The sequence below is a fragment of the Enterococcus sp. 3G6_DIV0642 genome, from assembly GCF_002140635.1.
Lineage (GTDB): Bacteria > Bacillota > Bacilli > Lactobacillales > Enterococcaceae > Enterococcus_D > Enterococcus_D casseliflavus.
In genome coordinates, this window is sequence record NZ_NGLH01000001.1 from 3238110 (window position 1) to 3264714 (window position 26605).

Annotated in this window: 24 protein-coding genes and 2 other annotated features; of the genes, 6 read left to right on the forward strand and 18 right to left on the reverse strand. The window is 44.4% G+C overall.

Going from position 1 to position 26605, the window contains the following annotated elements; genetic code table 11:
- Nucleotides 1-32 precede the first annotated feature (32 nt).
- Nucleotides 33-220 (reverse strand) — a sequence feature (16S ribosomal RNA rRNA prediction is too short).
- A gap of 20 nt (nt 221-240) precedes the next feature.
- Nucleotides 241-805, reverse strand: a sequence feature (16S ribosomal RNA rRNA prediction is too short).
- 669 nt (nt 806-1474) lie between these two features.
- The 12 genes from lysS to pth form a co-directional block, all read right to left on the reverse strand.
- Nucleotides 1475-2968 (reverse strand): lysine--tRNA ligase, encoded by a 1494-nt coding sequence (lysS, locus tag A5878_RS15655; RefSeq protein WP_005230758.1) that lies wholly within the window; start codon nt 2966-2968, stop codon nt 1475-1477.
- A 96-nt stretch (nt 2969-3064) separates the two neighbouring features.
- On the reverse strand, nt 3065-4078 hold the full coding sequence (gene dusB, locus A5878_RS15660; protein ID WP_005230757.1) for a tRNA dihydrouridine synthase DusB: 1014 nt from the start codon (nt 4076-4078) through the stop codon (nt 3065-3067).
- Nucleotides 4079-4960, reverse strand: coding sequence for an Hsp33 family molecular chaperone HslO (gene hslO / locus A5878_RS15665; protein ID WP_005230756.1), 882 nt, complete (start codon nt 4958-4960; stop codon nt 4079-4081).
- Between the two features lie 142 nt (nt 4961-5102).
- A complete protein-coding gene (gene ftsH / locus A5878_RS15670; RefSeq protein WP_005230753.1) occupies nt 5103-7211 on the reverse strand; it encodes an ATP-dependent zinc metalloprotease FtsH in 2109 nt (702 codons plus the stop codon).
- A gap of 73 nt (nt 7212-7284) precedes the next feature.
- The gene (gene hpt / locus A5878_RS15675; RefSeq protein WP_005230750.1) at nt 7285-7830 is read right to left on the reverse strand and encodes a hypoxanthine phosphoribosyltransferase; all 546 of its coding nucleotides are present in this window, start codon (nt 7828-7830) and stop codon (nt 7285-7287) included.
- Nucleotides 7831-7849: 19 nt separating this feature from the next.
- Nucleotides 7850-9250, reverse strand: a complete 1401-nt coding sequence (tilS, locus tag A5878_RS15680) for a tRNA lysidine(34) synthetase TilS (RefSeq protein ID WP_005230749.1) — start codon at nt 9248-9250, stop codon at nt 7850-7852.
- Nucleotides 9251-9350: 100 nt separating this feature from the next.
- Complete coding sequence (locus A5878_RS15685; protein ID WP_010748998.1) at nt 9351-9794, reverse strand: S1 domain-containing RNA-binding protein; 444 nt, start codon at nt 9792-9794, stop codon at nt 9351-9353.
- A gap of 74 nt (nt 9795-9868) precedes the next feature.
- Nucleotides 9869-10315, reverse strand: coding sequence for a septum formation initiator family protein (locus A5878_RS15690; RefSeq protein ID WP_005230746.1), 447 nt, complete (start codon nt 10313-10315; stop codon nt 9869-9871).
- 83 nt (nt 10316-10398) lie between these two features.
- The gene (locus A5878_RS15695; protein WP_005230745.1) at nt 10399-10665 is read right to left on the reverse strand and encodes an RNA-binding S4 domain-containing protein; all 267 of its coding nucleotides are present in this window, start codon (nt 10663-10665) and stop codon (nt 10399-10401) included.
- The gene (locus A5878_RS15700; RefSeq protein WP_086295769.1) at nt 10652-12283 is read right to left on the reverse strand and encodes a polysaccharide biosynthesis protein; all 1632 of its coding nucleotides are present in this window, start codon (nt 12281-12283) and stop codon (nt 10652-10654) included. Before A5878_RS15700 ends, A5878_RS15695 begins: the two co-directional genes overlap by 14 nt.
- A gap of 15 nt (nt 12284-12298) precedes the next feature.
- A complete protein-coding gene (mfd, locus tag A5878_RS15705) occupies nt 12299-15817 on the reverse strand; it encodes a transcription-repair coupling factor (protein ID WP_005230743.1) in 3519 nt (1172 codons plus the stop codon).
- Between the two features lie 11 nt (nt 15818-15828).
- Nucleotides 15829-16389 (reverse strand): aminoacyl-tRNA hydrolase, encoded by a 561-nt coding sequence (gene pth / locus A5878_RS15710; protein ID WP_005230721.1) that lies wholly within the window; start codon nt 16387-16389, stop codon nt 15829-15831.
- Nucleotides 16390-16744: 355 nt separating this feature from the next.
- Between pth and A5878_RS15715 the strand changes: the two genes are divergently transcribed.
- The 3 genes from A5878_RS15715 (at nt 16745) to A5878_RS15725 (ending at nt 19864) form a co-directional block, all read left to right on the forward strand.
- Nucleotides 16745-17728 carry an L-lactate dehydrogenase gene (locus A5878_RS15715; RefSeq protein ID WP_005230720.1) on the forward strand — a complete coding sequence of 328 codons (984 nt, stop codon included), beginning with the start codon at nt 16745-16747 and terminating at the stop codon, nt 17726-17728.
- Between the two features lie 284 nt (nt 17729-18012).
- Entirely contained in the window at nt 18013-19410 is a 1398-nt protein-coding gene (locus A5878_RS15720; protein WP_005230719.1) for a L,D-transpeptidase family protein, read from the forward strand.
- A gap of 154 nt (nt 19411-19564) precedes the next feature.
- Nucleotides 19565-19864 (forward strand): hypothetical protein, encoded by a 300-nt coding sequence (locus A5878_RS15725; RefSeq protein WP_005230717.1) that lies wholly within the window; start codon nt 19565-19567, stop codon nt 19862-19864.
- 62 nt (nt 19865-19926) lie between these two features.
- Here the strand turns inward: A5878_RS15725 and A5878_RS15730 are convergent, their stop codons facing one another.
- Nucleotides 19927-20295, reverse strand: a complete 369-nt coding sequence (locus A5878_RS15730) for a helix-turn-helix domain-containing protein (RefSeq protein ID WP_005230715.1) — start codon at nt 20293-20295, stop codon at nt 19927-19929.
- Nucleotides 20296-20392: 97 nt separating this feature from the next.
- Between A5878_RS15730 and A5878_RS15735 the strand changes: the two genes are divergently transcribed.
- From A5878_RS15735 to A5878_RS15745, 3 genes are all read left to right on the forward strand, one after another.
- Entirely contained in the window at nt 20393-21271 is an 879-nt protein-coding gene (locus tag A5878_RS15735) for an aldo/keto reductase (protein WP_373270296.1), read from the forward strand.
- A 39-nt stretch (nt 21272-21310) separates the two neighbouring features.
- Nucleotides 21311-21793: a VOC family protein gene (locus A5878_RS15740; RefSeq protein WP_005230712.1), complete on the forward strand. Its 483-nt coding sequence runs from the start codon at nt 21311-21313 to the stop codon at nt 21791-21793.
- Nucleotides 21794-21952: 159 nt separating this feature from the next.
- The gene (locus A5878_RS15745; RefSeq protein WP_005230709.1) at nt 21953-22282 is read left to right on the forward strand and encodes an SdpI family protein; all 330 of its coding nucleotides are present in this window, start codon (nt 21953-21955) and stop codon (nt 22280-22282) included.
- Between the two features lie 33 nt (nt 22283-22315).
- Here the strand turns inward: A5878_RS15745 and A5878_RS15750 are convergent, their stop codons facing one another.
- The 5 genes from A5878_RS15750 to A5878_RS15770 all read right to left on the reverse strand — a co-directional run bounded on the left by A5878_RS15750 (nt 22316) and on the right by A5878_RS15770 (nt 26594).
- Complete coding sequence (locus A5878_RS15750) at nt 22316-23011, reverse strand: YoaK family protein (RefSeq protein WP_005230708.1); 696 nt, start codon at nt 23009-23011, stop codon at nt 22316-22318.
- Between the two features lie 64 nt (nt 23012-23075).
- Nucleotides 23076-23591, reverse strand: coding sequence for a VanZ family protein (locus tag A5878_RS15755; protein WP_034869460.1), 516 nt, complete (start codon nt 23589-23591; stop codon nt 23076-23078).
- Nucleotides 23592-23805: 214 nt separating this feature from the next.
- Entirely contained in the window at nt 23806-24312 is a 507-nt protein-coding gene (locus tag A5878_RS15760) for an arginine repressor (RefSeq protein ID WP_005230706.1), read from the reverse strand.
- A gap of 77 nt (nt 24313-24389) precedes the next feature.
- Nucleotides 24390-25841, reverse strand: coding sequence for a YfcC family protein (locus tag A5878_RS15765; RefSeq protein WP_005230705.1), 1452 nt, complete (start codon nt 25839-25841; stop codon nt 24390-24392).
- A gap of 63 nt (nt 25842-25904) precedes the next feature.
- Nucleotides 25905-26594 (reverse strand): Crp/Fnr family transcriptional regulator, encoded by a 690-nt coding sequence (locus tag A5878_RS15770; RefSeq protein ID WP_005230704.1) that lies wholly within the window; start codon nt 26592-26594, stop codon nt 25905-25907.
- Nucleotides 26595-26605 lie beyond the last annotated feature (11 nt).

The window sequence follows — 26605 nt, forward strand, 5'->3', positions numbered from 1 at the left end:
GGTATCTAATCCTGTTCGCTCCCCACGCTTTCGAGCCTCAGCGTCAGTTACAGACCAGAGAGCCGCCTTCGCCACTGGTGTTCCTCCATATATCTACGCATTTCACCGCTACACATGGAATTCCACTCTCCTCTTCTGCACTCAAGTCTCCCAGTTTCCAATGACCCTCCCCGGTTGAGCCGGGGGCTTTCACATCAGACTTAAGAAACCGCCTGCGCTCGCTTTACGCCCAATAAATCCGGACAACGCTTGCCACCTACGTATTACCGCGGCTGCTGGCACGTAGTTAGCCGTGGCTTTCTGGTTAGATACCGTCAAGGGATGAACATTTTACTCTCATCCTTGTTCTTCTCTAACAACAGAGTTTTACGATCCGAAAACCTTCTTCACTCACGCGGCGTTGCTCGGTCAGACTTTCGTCCATTGCCGAAGATTCCCTACTGCTGCCTCCCGTAGGAGTCTGGGCCGTGTCTCAGTCCCAGTGTGGCCGATCACCCTCTCAGGTCGGCTATGCATCGTTGCCTTGGTGAGCCGTTACCTCACCAACTAGCTAATGCACCGCGGGTCCATCCATCAGTGACGCAAAAGCGCCTTTCAACTTTCTTCCATGCGGAAAATAGTGTTATACGGTATTAGCACCTGTTTCCAAGTGTTATCCCCTTCTGATGGGCAGGTTACCCACGTGTTACTCACCCGTTCGCCACTCTTTTTCTTTCGGTGGAGCAAGCTCCGGTGAAAGAAAAAGCGTTCGACTTGCATGTATTAGGCACGCCGCCAGCGTTCGTCCTGAGCCAGGATCAAACTCTCATAATGATTTGTTTGAATGACCATACGGTCATTAAGCTCATAAAAATTAACTTTGCTAGCTATTGCTTGCATGTATTTGTTTCAATAAATTGAAACGTCCTACACATTGGTTCGTTTGCTTGCTTTGTTCAGTTTTCAAAGGTCTACCGTGCTGTGTTAGCAACTTTTATATCATATCAGAGCGACATTTGATTGTCAACTCTTTTTTAAAAGTTTTTTTCGCTCGTAGTTTTTCAACTTCGTAGCGGCTGTCTCAGCGACTTAATTAGAATAACAAATGATTTGTTATTTGTCAACAACTTTTTTCAATTAATTTTGTTGATCTATCAACATCAATTAACTTTTTTAAAATTGCGACTTCGTTATAATATCATCTGTCGAGCTGTGCGTCAACTACTTTTTTCAATTCTTTTTAGGAATTCATTTAGTCATTTGGCACATGTAATAATATACCAACTAAATCCCTTGCGGTCAATCATTTTCTATGGCTTTTTTCAATTTTTACAAACCCGTCTAATCGCATTGGATCCAGCTTTTATCGTTCGTATTTAATCCGTTTTCTGGCAACTATCCTGGCGTTTTTCCCTCTAATTCCTCGCTGTTTTTCTCCCTGATCCAGCAGACAAGAAAAAAAGCCGCCCATCTCTTGCGAGTGGACGGAGTTTTTTTATCTCATTGTTGGGAATAATAAAACGTCGCGAATCGATTGCGCATCTGTCAACAGCATCACTAAGCGATCGATCCCGATCCCTAATCCACCAGTTGGCGGCATACCGTATTCAAGTGCTTCTAAGAAATCTTCATCCACCCCATGGGCTTCATCATTTCCTGCTTCGCGCTCTTTTTCTTGCCCTTCAAAACGTTCTCTTTGATCGATTGGGTCATTTAGTTCCGTGAAGGCATTCGCAAATTCACGACCAACGATAAATAATTCAAAGCGGTCGGTAAAGCGTTCATCTTCTGGATTCTTTTTCGCTAATGGCGAAACTTCCACTGGATGACCGAAGACAAAGGTTGGCTGCTGTAACGTTTCTTCAACAAATGTCTCAAAGAATTCATTGATGATATGGCCAACAGTCATGGCATCAGTGATTTCAACATGATGTTCTTTCGCTAAGCTGCGGGCTTCTTCAACGGACATTGGTTGCCAGAAATCAACACCTGTTTGATTTTTGATTGCATCGACCATATGGATTCGTGCAAAGTCGCTAGCTAGATCGACTTCTTGTCCATCGTATTGGATCGTTGCTGTATGCAAGACTTTTTCAGCAGCATTACGGATAATGCCTTCGGTCAGATCCATCACATCTTTGAAATCTGTATATGCCGTATACGCTTCTAACATCGTAAACTCAGGATTATGGGTCGTATCGATCCCTTCATTTCGGAAAACGCGGCCGATCTCATAGACTTTTTCCATGCCGCCCACGATCAATCGTTTTAAGTGAAGCTCAAGAGCGATCCGTAAATACAGATCCATGTCTAAGGCATTGTGGTGGGTAATGAAGGGACGAGCCGCTGCACCACCTGCTTGATTATGCAATACTGGCGTTTCGACTTCGATATACCCATGACCGTCAAGGTAACGACGAATTTCGCTGATGATTTGGCTTCGTTTCATGAAACGATCAAAGCTTTCTTTATTACTGATCAAATCCAAGTAACGTTGACGGTAGCGTTGTTCTACGTTCGTCAAGCCATGGTATTTGTCAGGCAATGGACGCAATGCTTTTGATAAGATCACGATTTCTTTGGCTTTGATGGTCACTTCACCGGTATCGGTCTTCATGATTTCACCAGATACGCCGAAGAAATCACCTAAGTCTGCGTGTTTGAATACTTCGTAAGGTTCATCCCCTACTTGGTCTTTACGTACATATATTTGAATACGGCCTTCGCGGTCTTGTAAATGCGCAAAACCAGCCTTACCTTTTCCACGTTTTGTAACGATTCTTCCTGCAATGCTTGCTGAAAGATTCATTTCGGCTAATTCTTCTTTGGTTCTTTGATCAAATAACTCATGTAACTCGGCAGAATTATGGGTGCGTTCGAATCGCTTGCCAAAAGGATCAATGCCTTCTTCCCGTAGTTTTTCCATCTTTTCACGGCGAACCAACATTTGATCATTCAATTCTTCTTGTGTTTGTCGTTCCTCTGTCACGAGTTTTCCTCCATTCTTAACTTGGGTTTCCTTCTTATAATGCCAATGATGACGCAAAAAATCAAGCCGAACTTTCGAATCGACTTGATTTGTTTCTTATTCCTTAAGAGTTGCTAGCGGCTGTTTTTCGGTCTTTTCCACAAATGCATCTAATAAATCAAAAATCGTCTGCTTATCTTCCGCTTGATTGATTGCCGCTTTGACTTTGGCTGCCCGCGAAATACCTTTTAAGTAGTACGCAGCATGTTGGCGGAATTCTCGCGAAGCGATTTTTTCCCCTTTTAGATCAGCCAACCGTTCTAAATGAAGTTTCGCTGTCGAAATTTTTTCTCGTGGTGTTGGTTCCGGCAATAACTCGCCTGTCTCCAAGTATTGCTTGGTGCGGTGGATCATCCACGGATTGCCTAACGCTGCCCGTCCGATCATCACTGCATCTGCACCGACTTCTTCCAACATTCGTTTGGCATCTTCAGGGGTTTTGACATCGCCGTTGCCCATAAAGGGAATCGTGATACTTTGCTTCACTTGTTTCAACACGTCCCAATCAGCCGATCCTTCATACATCTGTACACGGGTTCTGCCATGCATACCGATCGCTGCGGCACCCGCTGCTTCTGCGGCTTGGGCATTCTCAACTGCAAAGACGTGCTGCTCATCCCAACCGATCCGCATTTTGACGGTAACGGGCTTGTCGATCGCACTGGAAACAGCATGGACCATTTCATAAACCTTGTCGGGATCTAAAAGCCACTTCGCACCAGCTTCTGCTTTGATGATTTTGTTTACAGGACACCCCATGTTGATATCAATGATATCGGCAGTTGTGTTTTCTGCGACAAATTGCGCTGCTTCTACTAAGGATGCTTTATTCCCACCAAAAATCTGAATACTAAGAGGATGCTCGGTCTCGTCAATAAACAGCATCTCAAGGGTCTTCTTGTTCCGCAGTTGAATCCCTCGATCACTGATCATCTCACAGACGACTAAACCCGCGCCAAATTCTTTGACTGTCACACGAAACGCAGAATTGGTGATCCCTGCCATTGGCGCAACGACGACGCGGTTAGGAATCTCAACCGAGCCGATCTGCCATGTCTGTCTATCTTTCACTTACGCTTCCGCCTCTTTCTTCAATGCCGCCAATTCCGTTTCATCAAAATGATACTTGTTGCCACAAAACGAGCAGACTGCCTCTGCCCCGTGGTCTTCATCGATCATCGCTTGGATCTCATCAGCCCCTAAGGTGATGATCGCCGTCGCAAATTTTTCTTTCGTGCAATCACAATGGAACTGAACTGGCATTTTTTCTAGTACTTCGATCGTCGTATCTGGCAACAATGTCGCTAAGATCTCTTCTGGTGATTGTCCTTCATCGATCAAGGTTGATACTCGAGGCAATTCTCCCAAACGTTTTTCGATGGCATCAATGATCTCTTCACTGGCACCAGGCATGATCTGCAGCATAAAGCCACCGGCTGCCCGAATCGAATCATCGGTTTCTACTAATACACTCAGACCAACAGCAGAAGGAATCTGTTCTGACACTGCTAAATAATAAGTAAAGTCTTCCCCAAGCTCCCCAGAAACGATCGGTGTTTGTCCAGAGAAGGGTTCTTTTAGCCCTAAGTCTTTGATCACGGTAAAGATCCCTTGGTCACCCACTGCGCCCCGAACGTCCAATTTTCCTTGAGGGTTCAACGGCAGACTGATCTGCGGATTTTTTATGTATCCTTTTACGTCCCCACGGCCATTGCTGTCTACGACGATTGCCCCAGCAGGACCATTTCCTTGAATTTTGACGGTCAATTTGTCTTCCCCTTTTAAGGTACTGCCTAATAACAAACTTCCCACCATCGCTCGCCCTAAAGCAGCGGATGCCGTATTCCATGTTTCATGGCGTCGTTGTGCTTCGGCGATCGTTTCTGTTGCCGATACTGCATATGCTCGGACGAAGCCGTCATATGCGAGTGCTTTTACTAAATAATCCTTCATCTTGATTCTCCTTTTTATTCATTAATGAATCATACTAGGAAGCGCCGCTTTTTTCAACTGAATGTGTTTGAATTTAAGGAAAGTCTTCTTAAATAGAAACAAAAAGGCACCGAGTTCCCTCGGTGCCTTGATACGTCTTGTTTTAGGCGTTATCATCTTTGTTTTCTTGATCAGTCGGTTGGCTTTCGCTATTGCGGCGAACGTCTTCCAATTGTTGATCAAAATCGTTTGATGGTGCATCTTCGCTGTGTTTTTCTGCAGCTTGCTTCTCTGCATCTTTTTCTTCCAGCGCACGTTTCGCTTCTTCAAACGTTTGAGCTTTTTCACTAGGATACTCAGAGCTTTCGGTTCCTTCAGGCATTTTGCCTTCTTCAAACAAGGATTTGATTGCTTTGGCATCTAATGTTTCATGTTCAAGCAGTTTTTCAGCGATCAATTTGTGCTGTGCACGGTGTTCTTCAATGATTTCACGGGCTTTTTGATGAGCATCCATTAAAATCTTGCGAACCTCTTGATCGATTTCAAAGGCAACTTGTTCAGAGTACGCTTTTGTTTGACCATAATCACGACCAACAAAGACTTGATGGTTTCCTTCATATTGAACTGGACCTAACTTGTCACTCATTCCATATTCTGTCACCATACTTCTTGCAAGCGCAGTTGCTTGTTCAAAGTCATTGGAAGCACCCGTTGATTGTACACCGAAGATGATTTCTTCAGCCGTACGACCACCAAGCAACCCAACGATTTGTTCAAACATATCTTCTTTGGTCATCAAGAATTGATCTTCTTTCGGCAAGGCGATCATGTAACCACCCGCACGTCCCCGAGGAATGATCGTTACTTTGTGTACCACACGGGCACGACTCAAGACTAACCCAACAATGGTATGTCCTGCTTCATGGTAAGCAACCATTTCACGTTCGCGTTTGTTGATGACCCGGTCTTTCTTCGCAGGACCAGCGATCACGCGGTCTTCTGCTTCATCGATATCTGAAGCATCGATTTTTTTCTTGTTACGACGAGCAGCAACTAATGCAGCTTCGTTCAAGACGTTTTCCAGATCCGCACCAGCAAAGCCTGGTGTTTGTTGGGCAACGACTTTCAAATCAACATCATCTGATAAAGGTTTGTTGCGGGCATGGACACGGAGGATCGCTTCACGACCTTTCACGTCTGGACGACCAACCAAAATCTGACGGTCAAAACGACCTGGACGTAGCAACGCTGGATCTAAAACATCCGAACGGTTCGTTGCGGCAATGACGATCACGCCTTCGTTTCCATCAAAACCATCCATTTCAACCAATAACTGGTTCAATGTTTGTTCCCGCTCATCATGTCCGCCGCCCATACCGGCACCACGTTGGCGACCGACTGCATCGATTTCATCGATAAAGATGATGGCTGGTGCATTTTTCTTCGCTGTTTCAAATAAGTCACGCACCCGGCTTGCACCGACACCGACAAACATTTCAACGAAATCTGAACCAGAGATCGAGTAAAACGGTACGCCAGCTTCACCAGCAACGGCTTTGGCTAGTAATGTTTTCCCGGTTCCTGGAGGCCCCTCAAGTAAGACACCTGCTGGGATACGAGCACCTAATTCAACGAAGCGTCGAGGATCTTTCAAGAATTCCACGACTTCGACAAGCTCTTGTTTTTCTTCTTCTGCACCGGCTACGTCTGAAAAACGCACGCGGTTGGCTTTTTTATCCGCTTCTTTGGCTTTTGATTTGCCAAAGTTCATCACACGGCCGCCACCGCCACCGCCGCCACCTTGTTGGCTCATCATCATGTAGAAGAAGAAAATGATGATCACAAGTGGTAAGAAGCTAACCAAAAGCGATAACCAAATGCCGCTGTTGGATTCTTCTTCGATCGTGGTTTTGACCCCTTCTGCCGAGGCCAAACTGGTGACTTCGCTTAGTGTGGAATCATTCGGTAAAATGATCGTTGAAAAGCGGGTCGAACTCGCCTGTGTATTGCCTAAAACAGACAAGCTGTTGTCATTGCTGACGGTTTGTTCTTCATTGTATTCACCCACGATTCGATACACACCGTTAGCGGGTTGAACAGTAAACTGTTTGATCTTCCCGTCTTTCAGTTGCTCTGTAAACGTGGAGTACTCGATCGTTGGGGTCTGCTGATTGCCATTTCCAAAAATGAAATAAACGACCATGACCATCGCCAACAAGACAAGTACATAATATAAGGTATTTTTTACCATACCGTTATTTTTCTTATTCATGCGTACCTCCCTGGCTATTTTGTTTTATCAATCCTGACCATTTAATTGTATCACAATTGATTTAGAACAGTCACTAATTTGACTGATAAACACTAGGTTTTAAGACGCCAACGTAAGGTAAGTTTCGATATTGCTCTGCATAGTCCAGTCCATATCCAACAACAAACTCATTTGGCACATCGAAGCCGACATAATCTGCATCGATCTCAACAACACGACCTTCTGGCTTATCTAATAACGTTACAATTTTCACTGATTTCGCTTTACGGTATTTGAATAGATCCACCAGATAAGCCAATGTGCGACCGCTGTCAATGATGTCTTCAACGATCAAGAGATCACGGCCCTCAACATTTGTATCTAAATCTTTGATGATCTTGACTTCTCCAGATGAAATCATGGCATTGCCATAACTTGAGACATCCATGAAGTCTAACTCCAAGTAACAATCCATCTCACGAACGATGTCTGCCATGAAAGGAACGGCACCTTTCAGCACACCTACGACTAGAGGATTTTTATCCGCATAAGCCGCCGTTAATTCTTGACCAAGTTCCACACAACGATTTTTGATTTCGTCACGGGAAATCAAAATTTTCTCAATATCTTTATCTAGCATAAAGTTCTCCTTCCAACTCTTACTTCTGATATTTATAAAGAAGTATGTAGTGTATTTTATCAGTTTCTGGCGCAATACTCAAATAGGAAAATGCATGAGGTAGTAAGGCAATCACCTGTTTATCAAGGTTTGTGACGACCCAACTTTTTTCTCGCTCTTCATTAGGAATTTTTGAATCGATAAAAAAACGACTGATCTTTTTGGTCAGGCCACGTGCCAAGCGGATTCGGTCTCCTGGCTGACGCTTACGGACGATCAGCTCAGAGGAATAGTTTAGCGGTAAATCTTGGGAAAACTCTGACCAATTTGTGATTTTTTTGGGAATATGCTGTTCATTTATCGGAAAATACCCAATCCATTCCTTTTCAGAAAGATAGATCCCCTCCCCTAAAACCAGCCGCTGACTAACTTCTGTCAACGGCGCTGCAGGCTTTTGGGGAACAGTAACAGGTTCCAATAACAATTGGTCATAACTGCGCCGCAGCTGCCACTGTTTGTGCAACGCCAATTGCCATTGCCCTTTCTTTTCATCTAGCAGACGCAATACCTGTGGCAGCTGTTTTTGATTGAGGGGCTGCTTCGTAAAAGCCTCTGCTTGCTGTAAAAATCCCGCATAGAAAAAATAACGTTGCGCCGGCGAAAACGTCGGCAGCTGTTGCAGATCGATCACTAAGCGAGCAGCTTGCTGTTGAACGAACGCAGACAACCATTGTTGCTGCTCTTGTTGGATCAGCTGATTGGCGAACTGTACTTCTTCAGAAAGCTGTTGAAAATGTGGCAGCAGCTGCGGATTTTCCGCTTTTAAGGCTGGCACTACTTGCTGGCGTAGTCGGTTTCGCAAATACAGCGGTTCGTGATTGCTTTCGTCTTCAAAGTAGGGAATCTGCTGTGCTTGCGCATAGTCGTAAATCGCTGCCTTGCTGACAGTAAGCAGTGGACGCAACAAGACCCCTGTGTGAAAAGGCTGCTGCTGTTGCATCCCGCCAGCCGATCGCAAGCGACCTTCTCGCATCATCTTCATCAACATCGTTTCTACTTGGTCATCACTGTGATGAGCAGTTAGCAAAACATCATAGCCTTCTTGGGACATGACATCGGCAAAAAACGTATAGCGAAAGTCGCGAGCGCTAGCTTCTACGCCGGTTTCTGGCGGATTTTCCCAACACCGCTCATAAAAAGGAATGCCGCGTTCTTGGCAGTACTGCCGTAAAAAAGCCGCTTCCTTGGCAGATGCTGGACGCAATTGATGGTTTACATGTGCCACGCCAAAACATGGCTCTTTTTGCATTTCGGGAAACAACTGACAAAAGATCTGCAACAAGACCATCGAATCGACGCCCGTCGATACCGCCAGCAAAAAGCGTCGGTTTTTATCAGGATCGATGGCAGTGAGTTGCCCTCGAACGGTTTGAATGACCATCGTTTGACCTCCTTCTCATATGGTACTCCCACAAGAAAGAAAGCTGAAACAAAACGAACCAACAGTTTTGTTCCAGCTTTTTCCAACTTGCTATTCATGTTTAGTTACGGCGTCCGCCGCGGCCACCGCGTTTTCCTTCTGTATTTCGACGTAATGACGAAAGACGATCATCACTATCTTTTAGAAAAGAACTCATCAATGAATCGAAGTCTTGTTTATTTACATTCGTATTTTGATTGCGTGAAAAAGATTTTTTCGGATTTGGTCGATTGAATTCTTTTTTCGGGTATTCACGTTTTTCTTCCGGTTTATCTTCTGCTTTGCGGATCGATAGGCCGATTTTTCCATCGTTGCCGATTGCCGTAACAAGTACTGTCACTTCATCCCCAACAGACAACACGTCGTGAATGTCTTTGACGAATCCGTTTGATACTTCACTGATATGCACCAAACCAGTTTTCCCTTCACCAAGATCAATGAACGCACCAAAATTTGTAATACCAGACACTTTGCCCTTTAGTTTCGCTCCAACTTCGATTGACATATAAAAAATGTTCCTCCTAATTTTTACCCATTTAAAATAATTCAAACTACTGCGCTGAGTAGGTATGACATTGCTTAATCTTGTGACTCTGTGGATGATGATTCTTGTCCACTTTGCGAAGAACGCTCATTGGTGTTTTGAGAATCCGTCCCGTCTGGCAAGACTGGATAGATTTTTTCACCATCTTTTGAGTAGAAGAATCGGCTGCGTGCCAATTTTGCCACATACTCATCGTCTTGCAGCAAGGCAACGTCTCGCTCCAGTGAAGCCACCTTTTGTTCTGCCTCTTTTTGTTCGGCGACTGTTTCCGCCTTATATTCCTTTAGCTTTTGCAGGCGCATTTGATCGTTGAACATTTGAATCCCTACGATCGCAAATATCGCTAATGCCGCCACGAAAAACGCCACCAGCCGACGTCGGCGAAACACGACTTGCCGCCGCTCTTTTTCAAACTTGGCAAATTGCTCTTTCGCATAATCGGTCTGCAATAGTTCTATTTTTTTATTTGATTCTTTTGCCACCTGAACTCGCTCCCGTCGCTGTCTTTGTTTTTTACATTATACCAACATCCGCAAAGCTTGTCTAACTGAAAATGCCATAAAAATCAAGCATTTTCTGAGATTCTTTCCTCTGAAACGATCTCATACATTTTTGCAGCGTCTTCTTTTTTCGTCGATTCATGCAATTCATTGACTTTTACTTCCAAGACCTTATTCCCGAATTGAATGCGCATGGTATCGCCTACTTTGACGTCACTGCTTGACTTGGCTAATTTGCCGTTGATCTGAATGCGTCCCTTGTCTGCCACTTCTTTGGCCACAGAGCGACGCTTGATGATGCGGGAGATTTTAAGAAATTTATCTAATCTCATGTTTTTCACCTCTTCTTAATAGTTTCTTTCCAAATGGAACTAACAGCCATTCGCGAATCGTTAACAATTTGATTTTGATCGCTGCCCCGATAAAGGCTGCGCCTCCCAGACCGACACCGCCTAGGCAAAAAAGCAGTGCCTGTAGTCGATGGGTCAAAGGACCGTTCAATAAGATCGCAACGAAGCTATAATATAAGAATAGCACGCTTGCCATGATCCCTAAACAAATAAATAGTTTTTTTCCATAATTTCCTTCATGCCAAAAGTGATTGATGCTGCTTTGTGCTCGACGCTGTTCGGAAACCACAAAACAGCATAAGGTCGCGCCTAACCCCAACAGTGTACTGATACTCGCTCCTGCAGTCCCATAAGAAGCAGTCAGCGGCCACATCGATAGACATTTGATCAAAAGACCGATCCCCGCAGCGAGCAAGCCGAAGGTATAGGTATTGCGACTTTGTTGAATGCTTTGATAGGCTTGGATCGTCGCCATCAGAGCGATAGAAAAGACAAACAATACCAGCGCCGCATTGCCAGAACCGTCTTTGAATAAGGCAAAGTTAATATAAGGCAGCAAAATCGCTAAGCCCACGGCGGAAGCCGAAGCAATCCCGATCGTCAGGCGCAAATACATTTTTGCCGACTTTTCAAACAGCTGCTGATTTTTTACCGTCAAATACTTGGTCAACGTTGGTAAAAACGTCGAGCTTAACGCCATCGCCACCACAAGACCTAGTTGGACGAGGGGTTGTCCGCGATCATAGATCCCTTTTGAAATTCGGGCTGCTTGTGCCGTCACCCCCCCCGCTTCTAGCGCATTGGTCAATAAAAACGAATCCGCTAACTGGAACAAGATCAAATAGCCGCTATAAATCGTCAACAGACCGCCTTCTAAGAAGAACCGTTTCTTCAACGAGGCGGATAAACCAGCGGGATTTTCTCCTGTACTGGTGACCGGTTTGTGCCATAGCGACAGGCGTTTGCCGTTGATTTGTCGGCTATAATAACTTAAGATCCACCACGCCGCAAGGCCCCCGACTAAGGCACCTATCATGGCGACAGTCCCCGTTTGATAAATCGTCCAGCCCAATTGCTGGAAAGCTGCCGCAGCACCTAAAATCACACCAACTCTAAGCAGCTGCTCTACGACTTGGGAAACTGCTGTCGGCACCATTTGCAAATTTCCTTGAAACATTCCTCGATAAAAGGTCAAAGGCGGGACAAATAAGAAGGTAAAAGAAACGACTCGAATCAAGCCCGCCAGTTGGTGGTCCCCCATCACTTGTGCGATCGGACCAGCAAATAAAAAGGTCACCGCCCATAAACCGATCGCAGACCAAAGTACGAAAGGCGTCAACGCTTGCAGCCGTTCCTTGCTTTTCAAAGGATCGGGTTCTTCAGCGACGATGCGGGAGATAAACTGTGGCAACCCTGACAACGCTAACGTCATCGCCAATCCATAAATCGGATAGACTTGTTGATACACATAAAACCCTTCGTCCCCTACCAGGTTCTGAAAAGGGACCCGATAAACGGCACTTAAGATTTTTGCGATAAAGGAAGCGATCGTTAAAATAAACGCCCCTTCCATCGTACGCTTCAATTGTGATTTCGGCATCCCGCTGGTTCCTTTCTAGCCTTGGCTGGCGTATTTTTGTTCCCGTAACGCTTTGACAAAATCTTGGATTTCTAATAGCCAGGTGCTTTCCTTCATCACTGGCGGAATCTGTAATTTGATGGTCATTTGCTCATGATCGACACCCATCGTGGCTTTTAATTTAGTAGCTTTCAATGCTTCAAACAGCTGCTCCACCGAATAATTTTTCGTGCCGACTTTACTCAAAGTAAACGACACCGTCTGCTGCTGCTTGCGGATAGTTTCTAACAAGGCACGATCGCCGTTCATTTTGATCTCGCCCACCGTTAAGAGATGTGCCACTTCTACAGGGTATTCACCGAAACGGTCTAACAGATCATCTTGAAGTTCATCAACTGCTTCTTGGGATTCCAGCTCACGAATTCGTTTGTAGATCTCGATTTTTTGCCGTTCGTCTTCAATATACGAAGTCGGTAAGTAGGCATCGATCCCCAGATCGATCTCGACGGTCGTTTTTTCTGTTTGGGTATTTTTCCCTTGTTTCCGAGTGACTGCTTCAGACAGCATTTGCGAGTACATGTCAAACCCGACTGCATCGATAAAGCCGTGCTGCTGCGCCCCCAATAGATTACCCGCTCCACGAATCGAAAGATCTCGCATCGCGATTTTGAAACCTGACCCCAACTCGGTAAAGTCCTTAATGGCTTGCAGGCGTTTTTCACTGACTTCATTCAACACTTTTTGCTGTTCATACATGAAATACGCATAGGCGACCCGATTGCTTCGACCGACACGGCCACGCAGCTGATACAACGTCGAAAGTCCCATGTAATCGGCATTTTCCACAAACAACGTATTGGCATTGGGAATATCCACACCGGTTTCAATGATCGTCGTCGTCACCAACACATCGTATTGCCCTTCAATAAAGTCAAATAAGGTGTTTTCCAATTGGATCTCGGTCATTTGCCCGTGGGCATAAGCGATTCGTGCGTCTGGCACTAACGCCTGCAGTTCTTCGACTTTTCGCTCGATCGTATCGACACGATTATAGAGATAAAACACTTGACCTCCCCGTGCCATCTCCCGTTGGATCGCTTCTCGCACCGCTCCTGGATTCATCTCCATCACATAGGTTTGGATCGGGTAACGATTTTCTGGTGGTGTTTCGATCACAGATAGGTCCCGTACCCCCAGCATCGACATATGCAATGTTCGTGGGATCGGCGTTGCCGTCAACGTCAACACATCGACTTGCGAACGCAGTTGTTTCAAGCGCTCTTTGTGTTTAACCCCAAACCGTTGTTCTTCATCGATCACCAACAAGCCCAAATCAGCAAACTCGACATCTTTTGACAATAATCGGTGGGTCCCCACCAAAATATCGACTTGCCCTTTGCGCACTTGCTCGATCGTTTCATTCTGCTGTTTTTTCGTCCGGAAACGACTCAGTACCCCAACATTGACGGGGAATCCTTCAAAACGATCGACCATCGTTTCATAGTGCTGCTGCGCCAAGATCGTTGTCGGTACTAAGAAAGCCACTTGTTTGCTTTCTTTGATCGCTTTAAAAGCAGCCCGCAGCGCCACTTCTGTTTTCCCAAAACCAACATCCCCGACTAACAAGCGGTCCATCGGCTTTTCTTTTTCCATATCCCGCTTGATCTCTGCCGTACTGCGCAGCTGATCATCGGTTTCCGAATACGGAAAGGCATCTTCAAATTCTTTTTGATAGGCATCGTCTGGTTGAAAAGCATAGCCTTTTTCTGATTCGCGTTTGGCATACAATAAAATCAAATCATCTGCGATGTCTTCAATTTTAGCCGTCACTTTGCGCTTGGTCTTCGCCCACTCGCTGCCACCCAATTTATTGATTTTCGGTGTTTTCGATTCGGAAGCCACATATTTTTGAATCAAATTCAATTGGGTGACTGGAATAAAGAGCTTGTCTTCGTTTTGGTACAAGATCGTCATGTAATCTTGGTGGACGCCATCGACTTCTAAGGTTTCCATGCCGATGTACTTCCCGATCCCATGATTCGCATGGACGACATAATCGCCCGCTTTTAACTCATTGTAGCTTTTGAGCCGTTCCGCATTGGTGACATTTTGCCTGCGGGCTCTTTTTTTGTTCATCTTTTGGAAAATTTCTTTTTCCGTAACCACCACTAGCTTGTCTTGCGGCATTTCAAAGCCGCTTTGCAAACGTTCCACCACGATTTGGGTGCGTCCTGTAAACAGGCGGTCTTGTTGCGTCTGCACGGCATAGATATCATGATCTCGCAGATCTTGCTCTAACTTCTTGGCCCGCTCTTGATCACTGACCAGAAAAATCACCGTCTGCTGCTGCTTCTCCCAGCGATCGATTTCAACTTTCAAGAGACCCATTTGGCTGAAAAACTGCTGCATCGGCCGATATTGGAATTGATGGATCGCTTGGAAGCGAATGTTCCCCATTCCTTTTTGGAATAAAGAAAAGAAGCTGGTCACAAAGGTTTCTTTTTGCAGCAGCTGATGGACATCGATCCCGAATTGCTGTTCAGAAAAGACTCGCAGCTCCGCTAATTTTTGGGTATGCCACTCCGCCTCTTCCCGTTCGATCTCACGATTGGTCTCCATGATCCGAGCATAATCATCGATCATCAAAAAGGCATCTTCAGAAAAATAATCTAAGACGCTCGTTTGCTGACGATACAGCAAATCCGTGTAATAACGGGCACTTTCACCAGGAATCCCCGCTTGCCATTGAGAAACCAACTGGCCAAAATAATCTTCTAAAAAGGCGCGATCGGTTGCTTCTTTGGTGACTGCCAACCGTTTGTTCAATAATTCTTGCAGCTGCTTTTGCCCCGCCGCTAAATCTTCCGCTGAGAAAACCAATTCAGTAGTGGGTAAAATAGCCACTTGCTGCAGCGTTTCCACTGAGCGTTGCGTTTCCACGTTGAAAGAACGCATCGAGTCGATTTCTACATCGAATAACTCGATCCGTACGGGATATTCGGCGTTTAATGGATAAATATCGAGGATGCTCCCACGAATACTGAATTCGCCAGGTTTGCCAATCATTGACTGACGTTCGTAGCCCATCAAGATCAATTGTTGCGGCAAACGCTCTAAATCGATCTCATCGCCGATTTGCCATTGGAATTGGTTGGCTAACCAGGTTTTCTTTTCAGGCAAATACTTTCGCAAAGCCGCCACCGGCAACACATAGATCCCGGTTTTTCCTTGCGAAACAGCATTCAGCGCTGCCACGCGTTCTTCTCGTGCTTCTGGTGAAGAAAAAGCCATTTCGGCTGACAACACTTCATCCACTGGAAAAACATAGACATCTTCCGTCACATTGCGCAGATCTTCGGCTAGTTGATTTGTATAATAGAGATTTGGGGTCACGACGATCACTTGTTTTTGAAATGCCTGATACACACCAGTGATCGCTAATGTTTTTGCCGATCCAGCTAGACCGGTCAGTAATTGCCGGGGGGCCTGTTCACGTAAACCTGTATGCCAAGCCGCCACTGTCGGCACTTTATTTATTAATTCAATTAAATCCATCTCGGCCCTCCTTAGTTAAATCGATTCATTGTGGCAAGAAAGTCGCCGTTGGTCAAGTAATCACTACTTGCCTCGACCGCTTTATCAATACTTTGTAAAACGATGGGCAGATCGTCTTTTGCAAAAGGACTCAGGACATGATTGACCACGGTTTGTCCTGGACGTGGACGATCGATCCCGATTTTGATACGGTCAAAGACTGTTGAATCCAAATGAGCGATCAAACTCTTGATCCCATTGTGGCCACCTGCACTGCCTTTTTGGCGCAAACGAATTTTCCCTAATGCTAAATCGAGGTCATCATAGACCACCACTAGTTCTTCTTGGTAGATGCCAAAATAGGTCATCAACGGGCCTACCGCACGACCGGATTCATTCATGAAGGTTTGTGGTTTGACCAAAAGGATTTTTTCACCATTCAAGAAAAACTCTGCCACCTCTGCTTCAAAAGCCGACTTTTTAAAGGTTGCTTGGTACTTTTGTGCCAACGCATCCACTACCATAAAGCCAACATTATGTTTGGTTTTTTCATATTTTTTGCCAGGATTTCCCAAGCCTACAATCATTTTCATTTTTTATTTACGCTCCATTATTTCTAGTTTCAAGCTGATTCTTCATCTATTTTATCGGTTTTCTTATCCAAACACAAAATACTGGGCACACAAATGCGCCCAGTTCTTTTGCTTAGGTAATTATAACACGAAATGGACTGTTATGGTGGCACCCTCTTGCTCAGTTTTTATCTTTCTTAACGAATCTTAATAAAACCTTGATATATCTTCTTTTTGACGTAATAACAAAGAAAGCATTTACAACTGAAACAGCGATATTTTGTGTAATATTGTTGTGCAAATCACATGACAAACATACTTGAAAATGGTAGGATGATAGCTAGTAAAACAATTATGCGGAAGGAATGATACACAGATGACTGCAAAAACGAACAAAAAAGATCACCAAAAGGTAATTCTTGTTGGAGACGGTGCGGTTGGTTCTAGTTACGCGTTTGCGCTGGTGACCCAAAACATTGCGCAAGAAGTCGGAATCATTGATATAAATACAGCAAAAACAGAAGGCGACGCAATTGACTTGTCCCATGCTTTGGCATTTACTTCCCCTAAAAAAATCTATGCCGCTTCTTATGAAGATGCACATGATGCTGATTTAGTCGTTATTACTGCTGGTGCGCCTCAAAAACCAGGCGAAACCCGTTTAGACTTAGTTCATAAAAACTTGAAAATCAACCGTGAAGTAGTTACCCAAATCGTTGATTCAGGCTTTAACGGAATTTTCTTAGTTGCAGCAAACCCAGTCGATATTTTGACTTATTCTACTTGGAAATTCTCAGGCTTCCCGAAAGAACGCGTTATCGGTTCAGGTACCTCATTAGACTCTGCCCGTTTCCGTCAAGCATTGGCTGAATTGGTCGATGTCGATGCCCGTAACGTCCATGCCTATATCTTAGGGGAACACGGCGATTCAGAATTCCCTGTTTGGTCTCATGCCAACGTAGCTGGCCTACAAATCTATGAATGGGTCAAAAATAACCCAGACATCGATGAAGAAGCAATGGTCAACATTTTCTTCAGTGTTCGTGATGCAGCCTACACCATCATCGAGAAAAAAGGTGCGACTTTCTATGGGATCGCGGTAGCCTTAGCACGAATCACTCGCGCGATCTTAGACGATGAAAATGCTGTTTTACCATTGTCTGTGTACATGAACGGCGAATACGGCTTAAACGACTTGTACATCGGTGCGCCTGCAGTTATCAACGCCCAAGGGATCCAAAAAGTGATTGAGATCCCATTGACGGATGGTGAAAAAGACCGGATGGCCGCTTCGGCAAAACAATTAAAAGATATTCTTGATGAAGCTTTTGCAAAATTAGATGCGGAAGACAATCAATAATTTCTTTTCCCTCGTGTTAGATAGTCAAATTTAGTTAGTCAATTATGCGACTGAACGAATCCTCCAGCTCACTCTTTTTCAGAACCCTTTGATCAAGATGGCTTGCTGCCAATTCGTTCAGTTTTTTTATCGTAAGAAATGCGTTTCTACAGCTTGCCTAAAGATAGTTTAAGAATTTTCTATTTTTCATGGAAGTTTCATTTGCCATATTCGCTTTCCCGTGGGAATATGGTATGATTTAAGCGTTATTATCTATTATGCCATTAGAAAAAAGGAGTAGTTGAATGACTCGTTCAAACAAACATACTGACGCCAAGAATAATACGAAGAAAATTGTTCTGATCGTTGTGGCTGCTTTACTCGTAGTGATCGCTGGCGGCTATACCTACCGAAGTACATATTATGCAAACCGTTTTCTACCAAAGACTGAAATTGATGGGATCGACATCAGCAACAAAACCGTCGCTGAGGCCAATGCCCTGCTGCATGATCGCTATTCACAAGAAGACTTTACCATCAAAGATGGTGATAGCGAATGGAAAACAGTCAACCTTGCTCAATTTGGTTTGCAGACGGATTTCACCGATGAGCTGCAATCATTAAAAGATGAACAAAATCAGTGGAGCTGGGGAATGGCTTACGTTTCGGCTGCCGAAGAAAAAACACTAGGCAATCTCTCAGTAGACCAAGACACCTTGACTAGCGAGACCAACACGATCCAAAAAGAACTCGAAAGCTTAAATGAAGATCGTACAAAATCAGCCGATGCAACATTGGAAAAAGGCGAAGACGGTTTTTCTATCAAACCAGAAGTTGACGGCGACGCCATCGATGTTGACAAAGCAGTGGCAGACTTGCAAGAAGCCATCGTCAGCGGCGAACAGGAATTGAATCTCGTTGATTACGTCACAAAACCAAGTGTGACCGCCGATGATCCAGACTTAACGAAAGAAATGGATTCGTTGAATAAAATCGCCAAAGTAACTGGCAATTATACGATCAACGGAAATACGTTTCAAATCCCAAGAGAAACGATCATGGATTGGCTCTCTTATAAAGACGGCAACACAACGATCGACGAAGACAAAGTACGAAGCTATGTCACATCGATCGGCGAACAATACAATACTAGCACCAATTCTTCGACCTTCAAAAGTACCAAGCAAGGCGAAGTGACAGTCCCAGCCGGTACTCTTAGCTGGACGATCCAAACCGATGCAGAAACAGAAGCCTTGATCGAGGCGTTAAAAGCTGGCGAAGACTTCACCCGCACACCGATCGCTCAAGGAAGCACCGATGCAGGCAGCCCGCTGTTTGGCAACACCTATATCGAAGTTGATCTAAAAAACCAACACATGTGGTATTACAAAGACGGACAGCTTGTTCTTGAAACAGCCATAATTTCCGGAAAACCAGCCACACCAACACCAACTGGCGTCTTCTATGTCTGGAACAAAGAAGAAGATGCAACCTTGACTGGTGAAGATTATGCGTCCCCTGTTGATTACTGGATGCCCATCGATTGGACCGGTGTCGGTATCCATGATTCTGATTGGCAGACGGAATACGGTGGCGATCTTTGGAAAACCCGTGGTTCTCACGGCTGTATCAATACTCCGCCAGGCGTGATGAAAGAATTGTACAGCAAAGCCGAAGTCGGTACACCCGTGATCGTGATTTAATCAAAAAAGAATCAAACCTTTTTATAGACGAACCAAAAGCTGCAAAAGAAAGATCTTTTGCGGCTTTTTTGTTGTCTCCCAAATGTTCCTATTTACAAAGAACCATTTAATTAATATACTTAATTAATCATTTTAATTAATAAGGAGAATCATTTTGGAAAAAGTCGTTTTTATTGATCGTTCTACTTTGGCTGGAAGTCTAATTAAAATTTTCGCCCGCAACATCCAACTGCTGTCCGAGGATCAAATCAGCGTAACTGTTGTGACACCAGAACGTCTGGCGAATTATCGTTTTGCGCAAGAAAAACTCGTTTTGGTCGATCCCTTGCTTTCTTTAACAGATCCGATGATCGAGCAGGCCATCCCACCACGCATCAAGCGCTTTTCGTTTCCTGTCAATCATTACAGCGGGATGAATACTGAAGCCATTCTAGAATTGATCCAACAAACATAACCTAAAAAGGCCGACGGAAACCAATGGTTTCTGCCGCCTTTTCTCATGCCACTTGCCCTTTGTTAGACCATCGCTTCTTCTTGTTCTAACAAAGTAACTTGCTCTCCTTTGCCTTGCAGTGCAGCAACGTGCATCGTGCCCCACTGGCAAAGAGTATCCAATAAGCCGCCTAAGGTTTCTCCATATTCACTCAAGGAATACTCAACTTTGGGTGGTACTTGATTATAGGATTTGCGAGTAACGATGTCAGATTCTTCTAATTCCCGCAATTGCTGGGTCAACATTTTTTGACTGATGCCAGGGATCTTCCGCCGTAAATCACTGGGACGTAATGCCCCATGGCGCAAATTACAAAGAATGATGGGTTTCCACTTCCCACCGATGATATCCATCGTTGCTTCAACACCGATATTATAAATTTTTTCTGCCATTTTTTCCACCTCATTACGCTTGATACCACACAAAGGTTACCAAAAGGTGGGTATCAAACAAAAAAGTACGTACTATACAGTATCACCACCTCATTATATGATGATACCAGAAAAAAATAAAGGAGATGTTTTTATGATCGAAAAATTATCAGATACCGTCACCCTGAACAACGGCAGCAAAATCCCTGGTTTAGGGTTAGGTGTCTTTCAAATCCCTGAAGCTGACACAGCAGAGGTTGTGAAGCAAGCGATTATCAATGGCTATCGCTTGATTGATACGGCGGCTATCTATGGCAATGAAACAGGAACAGGGGCAGGAATCAAACAAGGCTTGCAAGAAACGGGGTTGGTTCGTGAAGAACTCTTTGTCACTTCCAAACTTTGGAACGATCATTTAACTTATGATGAAACGATCCACGCCTTCAATGAAAGTTTGGCCCGCTTAAACCTCGAGTATCTCGACTTGTACTTGATCCATTGGCCAGGAAATCAAGCATTTCAAGAGTCCTGGCGTGCCTTGGAAGACCTCTATGCGGCAGGAAAAATCAAAGCGATCGGGGTCAGCAACTTCCAGATCCATCATCTGGAGCAATTATTGGCCGTTACTAAGGTCGTTCCTGTTATCAATCAGATCGAACTGCACCCCAAACTGACGCAACAAGACCTGCGGGCTTTTTGTGCCGAAAAAGCAATTACGATCCAAGCCTGGTCACCTTTGATGCAAGGCAAACTGCTGAAAGATGACACCGTCTTGGCGATCGCCGATGCACAGCAAAAATCAGCGGCACAAGTGCTTTTACGCTGGGCTATTCAACAAGGGATCTTAGTCAATGTCAAATCGACACACCCCGAGCGAATGATCGCCAATGCAGCGATTTTTGATTTCCATTTATCAGAAGCTGACATGGCCCGCTTGAACGCATTAAATGAAGACTTACGAGTGGGTCCAGATCCAGACACATTCGATTTTCATTAACCAAACGATATACTAAACAAAACCTTAGGAGGAAGTATAATGACAAACACAAACACAGGCTTTTCAATGGTTAACCACGTGGGAATCACCGTCAGCAATCTCGAACGTTCCATCCAATTTTATGAAGCATTAACGGGAAAAAAAATCGCCAATCAAGATACGATTGGCGGCAAACGCATGGCGCAAACGCAAGGATTAGAAGATACACTGATCAAATATGCCAATCTTCATTTAGACAATCTCAACATCGATCTTTTAGAATACGTCGAACCAAGATCCAACAAAGCTAGCTATTCCAATGAGCAAATCAGCGCGATGCATCTTTGTTTTGAAGTCGAAGCTATCGATGAAGCCGTTGCTCGTCTAAAAGCCATTGGCGTTGAGCCTGACGGCACCCCCATCGTTTTTGAAGAACAAGATGGTTTAAAAAGCGGTTTCGGGACAGGTGTTGCCTACTTTACAGATCCAGACGGTACCAATCTTGAATTGATTGCACCAAAAGGCCCTTTTCAACGGGGATAAAAAACCGGATGGCGCTGCAAATCGCCAGCCGTTTTTTTGCTAGAAGCACGTATTTTTCGATTGTTCCCCTTCATAGAAGCGTTCATAGCGGATACAATAAGTATGTACTCATCTTTAGTTGCTTCACTTACTTATCCAACAAATCGCACGTGAAAGGTAGTGATCTCGATCGATATTGGACTTTTGTTGTTGATTTTTACGGGTATTTTTTTCATCGTCTTCTGGTGCTTTTTCCGAGAAGAACCCAATTATGTATTCGGCTTTCGCACCAAGCGCAGTACAGCCAGTGTCAGCAATTGGCGTTTTGCCCAGCAGTGGTTCTCCTTGTTAGCGATGCTCTTTCTAGGCGGGGTCGTTTTATTGCATCACAACGAGCTGATCGCAGAGGCTTTTTACCAAGTAGCCGTTTTTGGCAGCTATCTTCTAGCAGCGCTACTCGTAGAAACGGCACTGTATCTCAAAGATTCACGCACAAGCACCAAAAAGTAAGACAAAAAAGACATTCCAGCGAATGTCTTTTTTCTATTGTTTATTTTGATGATGGATCGTGATCCCCAACACCAAGGCTAAAATCCCTGAAACCACCCAGATAGTGCGGTGGAATAAGAAAATCCCTAGCAAGCTGCTTAAGACTGCACCAAAAAAGAAGCCGCCGATGATCAAGGAAATAGAAATGATCTTGGGTGTCACTGATCGGTCCTTTTTAAACCAGCGCATGTACACATAATCAGCCAGTGAACGTAAGTTGCCGGTGGTCATCGTGGTGGCATAGGGCATCCCTGCCAATCGACGATAGGCGGCATATTGAATCGCTGCAAAAAAAGATAACCCCGAATCGATCATGACATTGGGGAATGATCGAGCAAAAAAGCCCAGAACCAAAATACCGATTGCTTCAAAAATCAATGCGGCATTTTGCCAAACGATCCAGCCCCCTGTCGGAAAATGATGCTGCAGATAATTCGTCACTACGATCCCCACTAAAAACATGAAGATTGGCGGCAGATATCGAAAGGCTTGTTCAAACTGCCCCGTTGAAAGATTGATCCCTAACAAAATGACATTCCCCGACTGCATACTTGCAAATACTTCCCCGTGAAACAAGTAGGTATACGCATCTAAAAAACCACCTGCCATCGCAAGAAGAATCCCCACCGGCAAACTTTCATGCACGACAAACTCCGATTTGCTTTTAACACTGCTCAAACTTTTTTCCATTGGTTTCGCCTCTTGTTTTTTATACTTTCTGACAGCTTACTGCTTAAAAAACGTCGACAACTCGTTATGTTTTGCGGCGTTTAGGTGACTTTTTCGATAGCTGACAAATCAACCACCCCAAAAGAACGGCGGTCAGTGCTCCAGCTGAATCCAGCATGACATCTTGAAAAAGCGGCGTCCGTCCTCCCGTCAGCATTTGATGGTATTCATCGATCCCAGCGTAGCCGGTGGCTGCCAACCAAGCAAAAAAAGCGGCTAGCCAAAAAGGCTGTTTTCGCAAACTAAGCGTTAAGAACAAACTGCCCCCTAAGACAAAATAAGTGAAGAAATGCGCACCTTTGCGAATGAAAAATTCCACAAATGAGAAATAGCCTTTTTCCGCAATACTGATCTCCGACCCAGCATAGGAAAAAGAGATCGTCTCCAACCAATCTTTCAATGGTTCATTTTTTAAGATTCGTGAAAGCAACCCGATTTGTGATTGCTGCTCATAGGTTTGTGAAGAGCTGATAAAGAGGATGACCATTACCGCAATTGCGATACAAAAGTAAAAGTTCGGTTCTTTCAGTAATTTTTTCATAGTTTTCACTCCTCATTTTCCTATCTTACCATTTTCATTTGGTGATGCAACTGTTTTTCCAGCAAACCGTGGAGACATTGCACACACAAAAAGAGTGCTTCCGTCAAGTTTAGAAGCACTCTTTCTTTTTAAAAATAGCCATCGGTATGAAAAGCCGTCACCCGTTTGGTTGTGAGATCTTTGGGCTTGTGACGTTCAGCTTCCTCAACGATTCTCAGGGCTGTTTTGCGTTTTTTTCTCCAGTAAATAATGACGAACCCATCTCGTAGCCTTCTACATAATGATTCAACCGCTCGACGACCTCTGCTGCCGCTTCTTGTGACGGCGTGATGATCAATAAAATATCAAACCCTGCAATCGTGCCGACAATTTCTGGCAGCTCCATTTCATCAAGATAATTGGCGATCACATCGGCGCCGTTTTCAGCCGTATGAACGACAACTAAAAAGTCAATCTGCGTAATCTTTTTTAGATACTCATACATCGAAAACGCAATTCTGTCTTCTAGATCCTGCTCTTTGGATTCAAAGATCGAATAATACGGTCGGCCATTTTTGGCATACGTTTTAGCGATGTTCATTTCCCGCATGTCTCTAGAAATCGTGGCTTGGGTAGCTGAAACATTTTCTTTTTTTAATAAATTCATCAATTCTTCTTGAGACTCAATCCGATGTAGGACAAAGAGTTTTTTGATAATTGCTTGTCGCTCTTTTTTTTTCATTTACTTGATCCGCTCCTCTCAAGTCGCCTCGCTTACTGAAATAGTTGATCCGTCTCGTTCACTTCTTGAAACGCAGCTTACAAGAACAGCATCGAGAAGATTAAAATGGCAAGATTGGAAATTCCGATAACCAGTAACGGTTTGCGCATAAAGCGAGTCCAAGTAGAATAGTTGACCCGCGCCAGCTCCAATCCGCCCATCACGACGCCAGAAGTTGGTGTGATCAAATTCACTAATCCGCAACCAGCAGTAAAGATCATGACCATGACGTTCGGATTGAGTCCGATGCTTTGCGCCAAGGCACCCATGATAGGGATCGATACATATGCCAGTCCTGAAGTCGATGGAATCAAGAACGATAAGAGCAGATACAAAATATAGGCGCCAATTACGAACAGGACAGGTGATAACCCTTCTAAAAGATGGGAAGCCCGATCCAAAATAAACAGATCCAAGTACGTCGTTTGCATAATGTAGGAAGCCCCCCGTGCCACAACGATGATCAAGACAACGGATAAAATGTCTTTGACCCCATCGATAAAGTTGGTCACGATTTCTTTTTCTGAGAATCCTTGAATCAATGCAATGATGATACTGATGTAGAAGAACCACATAGCCAAATCACCAAAATACCATTCACCGAAGCTATTACCGGTCAAAAAGGCGGTCCAACCGTCAAACACGTGGATATCAAAGTCGCCCCAAGGAATCAAGGAAACCACCATGATCACAAAGGATAAGCCAAAAATCGTCAAAATCAGGCGATGCTTTTGCGTAAACGCTAAGTCTTCGTTCGTATCTTTGACAAAATGTTCTTCCATTTCTTTTTGCTCTTGCAGCGATAAGATCGTGGAGCCTTTGTCGGCTTTAACTTTTTTGGCATAAGACATCACCACAAAGATACAATACGCGGTCGTGACTAGCCAAAGCAATGCGCCAACTACTAGGATCGTGCCATTATTCGGAGCAATATCGATGCTTCGTAAAGCATCCATTGCCACCCCTGTAGCAAAGGGATTAACGGTGGAGCCGATCACACCGGCACCCGCCCCCAACATGACGGTTCCTGCTGCGACGATCGTATCAAAGCCCGATGCCACCATTGTGATTGCTAATAAGGAATAGAACGGAATCGTTTCTTCCGCCATTCCATAAGTTGAGCCACCAATCGAAAACAACACCATCAAAATCGGGATCAAAATCAACTCGTTGCCTTTGAGTTTTTTGACCAAATGCTGAATACCAGCTTCTAAAGCGCCTGTTCGTGTGACAATATTCAAAAAGCCACCCAAACAAAGAATAAACACACAGATCTCGATCGCATCACGAAATCCGTTAAAAGGCGCCATAAAGAAATCAGAAAACTTGGCACCGACGACTTGGCTGACCATCTCTTCTTGCCCTGCTGGTAATGAAGGTGCAAAGGGCTGACCGGCTAGTAGCCAAGAAGCGACCGTCAACGCAATAATGATCAGAAATAAGATACTGAACGATGTCAGCGACTTTTTTTCTTTTTGCTTTTTTTTCATCTTCGTTCCTCCTCTATTGAATCAATCTTAGATGCAAATTGCCAACAGCTAATCTGTCTGTGGTCAATTCGCAACATGGGAAAAATAATCTTTGTCATAAATAATGAGTTCTTTGTAACGATAATAAATCTTTCTTTTATGCACGAGCGCCTTGATGGTTTGACTGACCGTCTCTCGCGTCGTTCCACTGTATTTAGCAATATCATTGATAAAAACTGGAAAAGGAATGCGAATCTGCTCTCCTTGTGACTGTCCGTGCTCGATCATCAAGAGACCGATCGTATTGACGACTCTTGTCTGCGCGCTAGAGGTGACACAGTACTCCACTCGGCGTCTTTGCTTCTCCAACTGCTGGCTCATTTGCTGATTCAGCCACAGCAACTGACTTGTAGATGAAACAACCAGCGGTTCAAACAGCGACATCGCTGCAAACTGCACGACAATGTCTGTTGCAGCGAATGCCGATACATCATAGTTGTCTCTTTCAAACAAGCCAATCAAAGGAAATAACTGATCAGGCCCAACAAAATCTACATAACAATAGGAATCAGTTCCGTCGGTTTTTTCGATCCGTACGAGACCTTCGATCACATGGAATATCCGATCTCTTACGTCGCCTTCATAAAAAAGCACTTGGCCTTTTTTGTACGTACGGCAGTAAATATGCTCCTTCAATCGCTGTTGATTTTCTTCTTCCAGCCATTGAAAGCTATTCGCTCTTGTTGATGGATCTTTTATTTGGTAGTCGATCATTTCTCTCACTC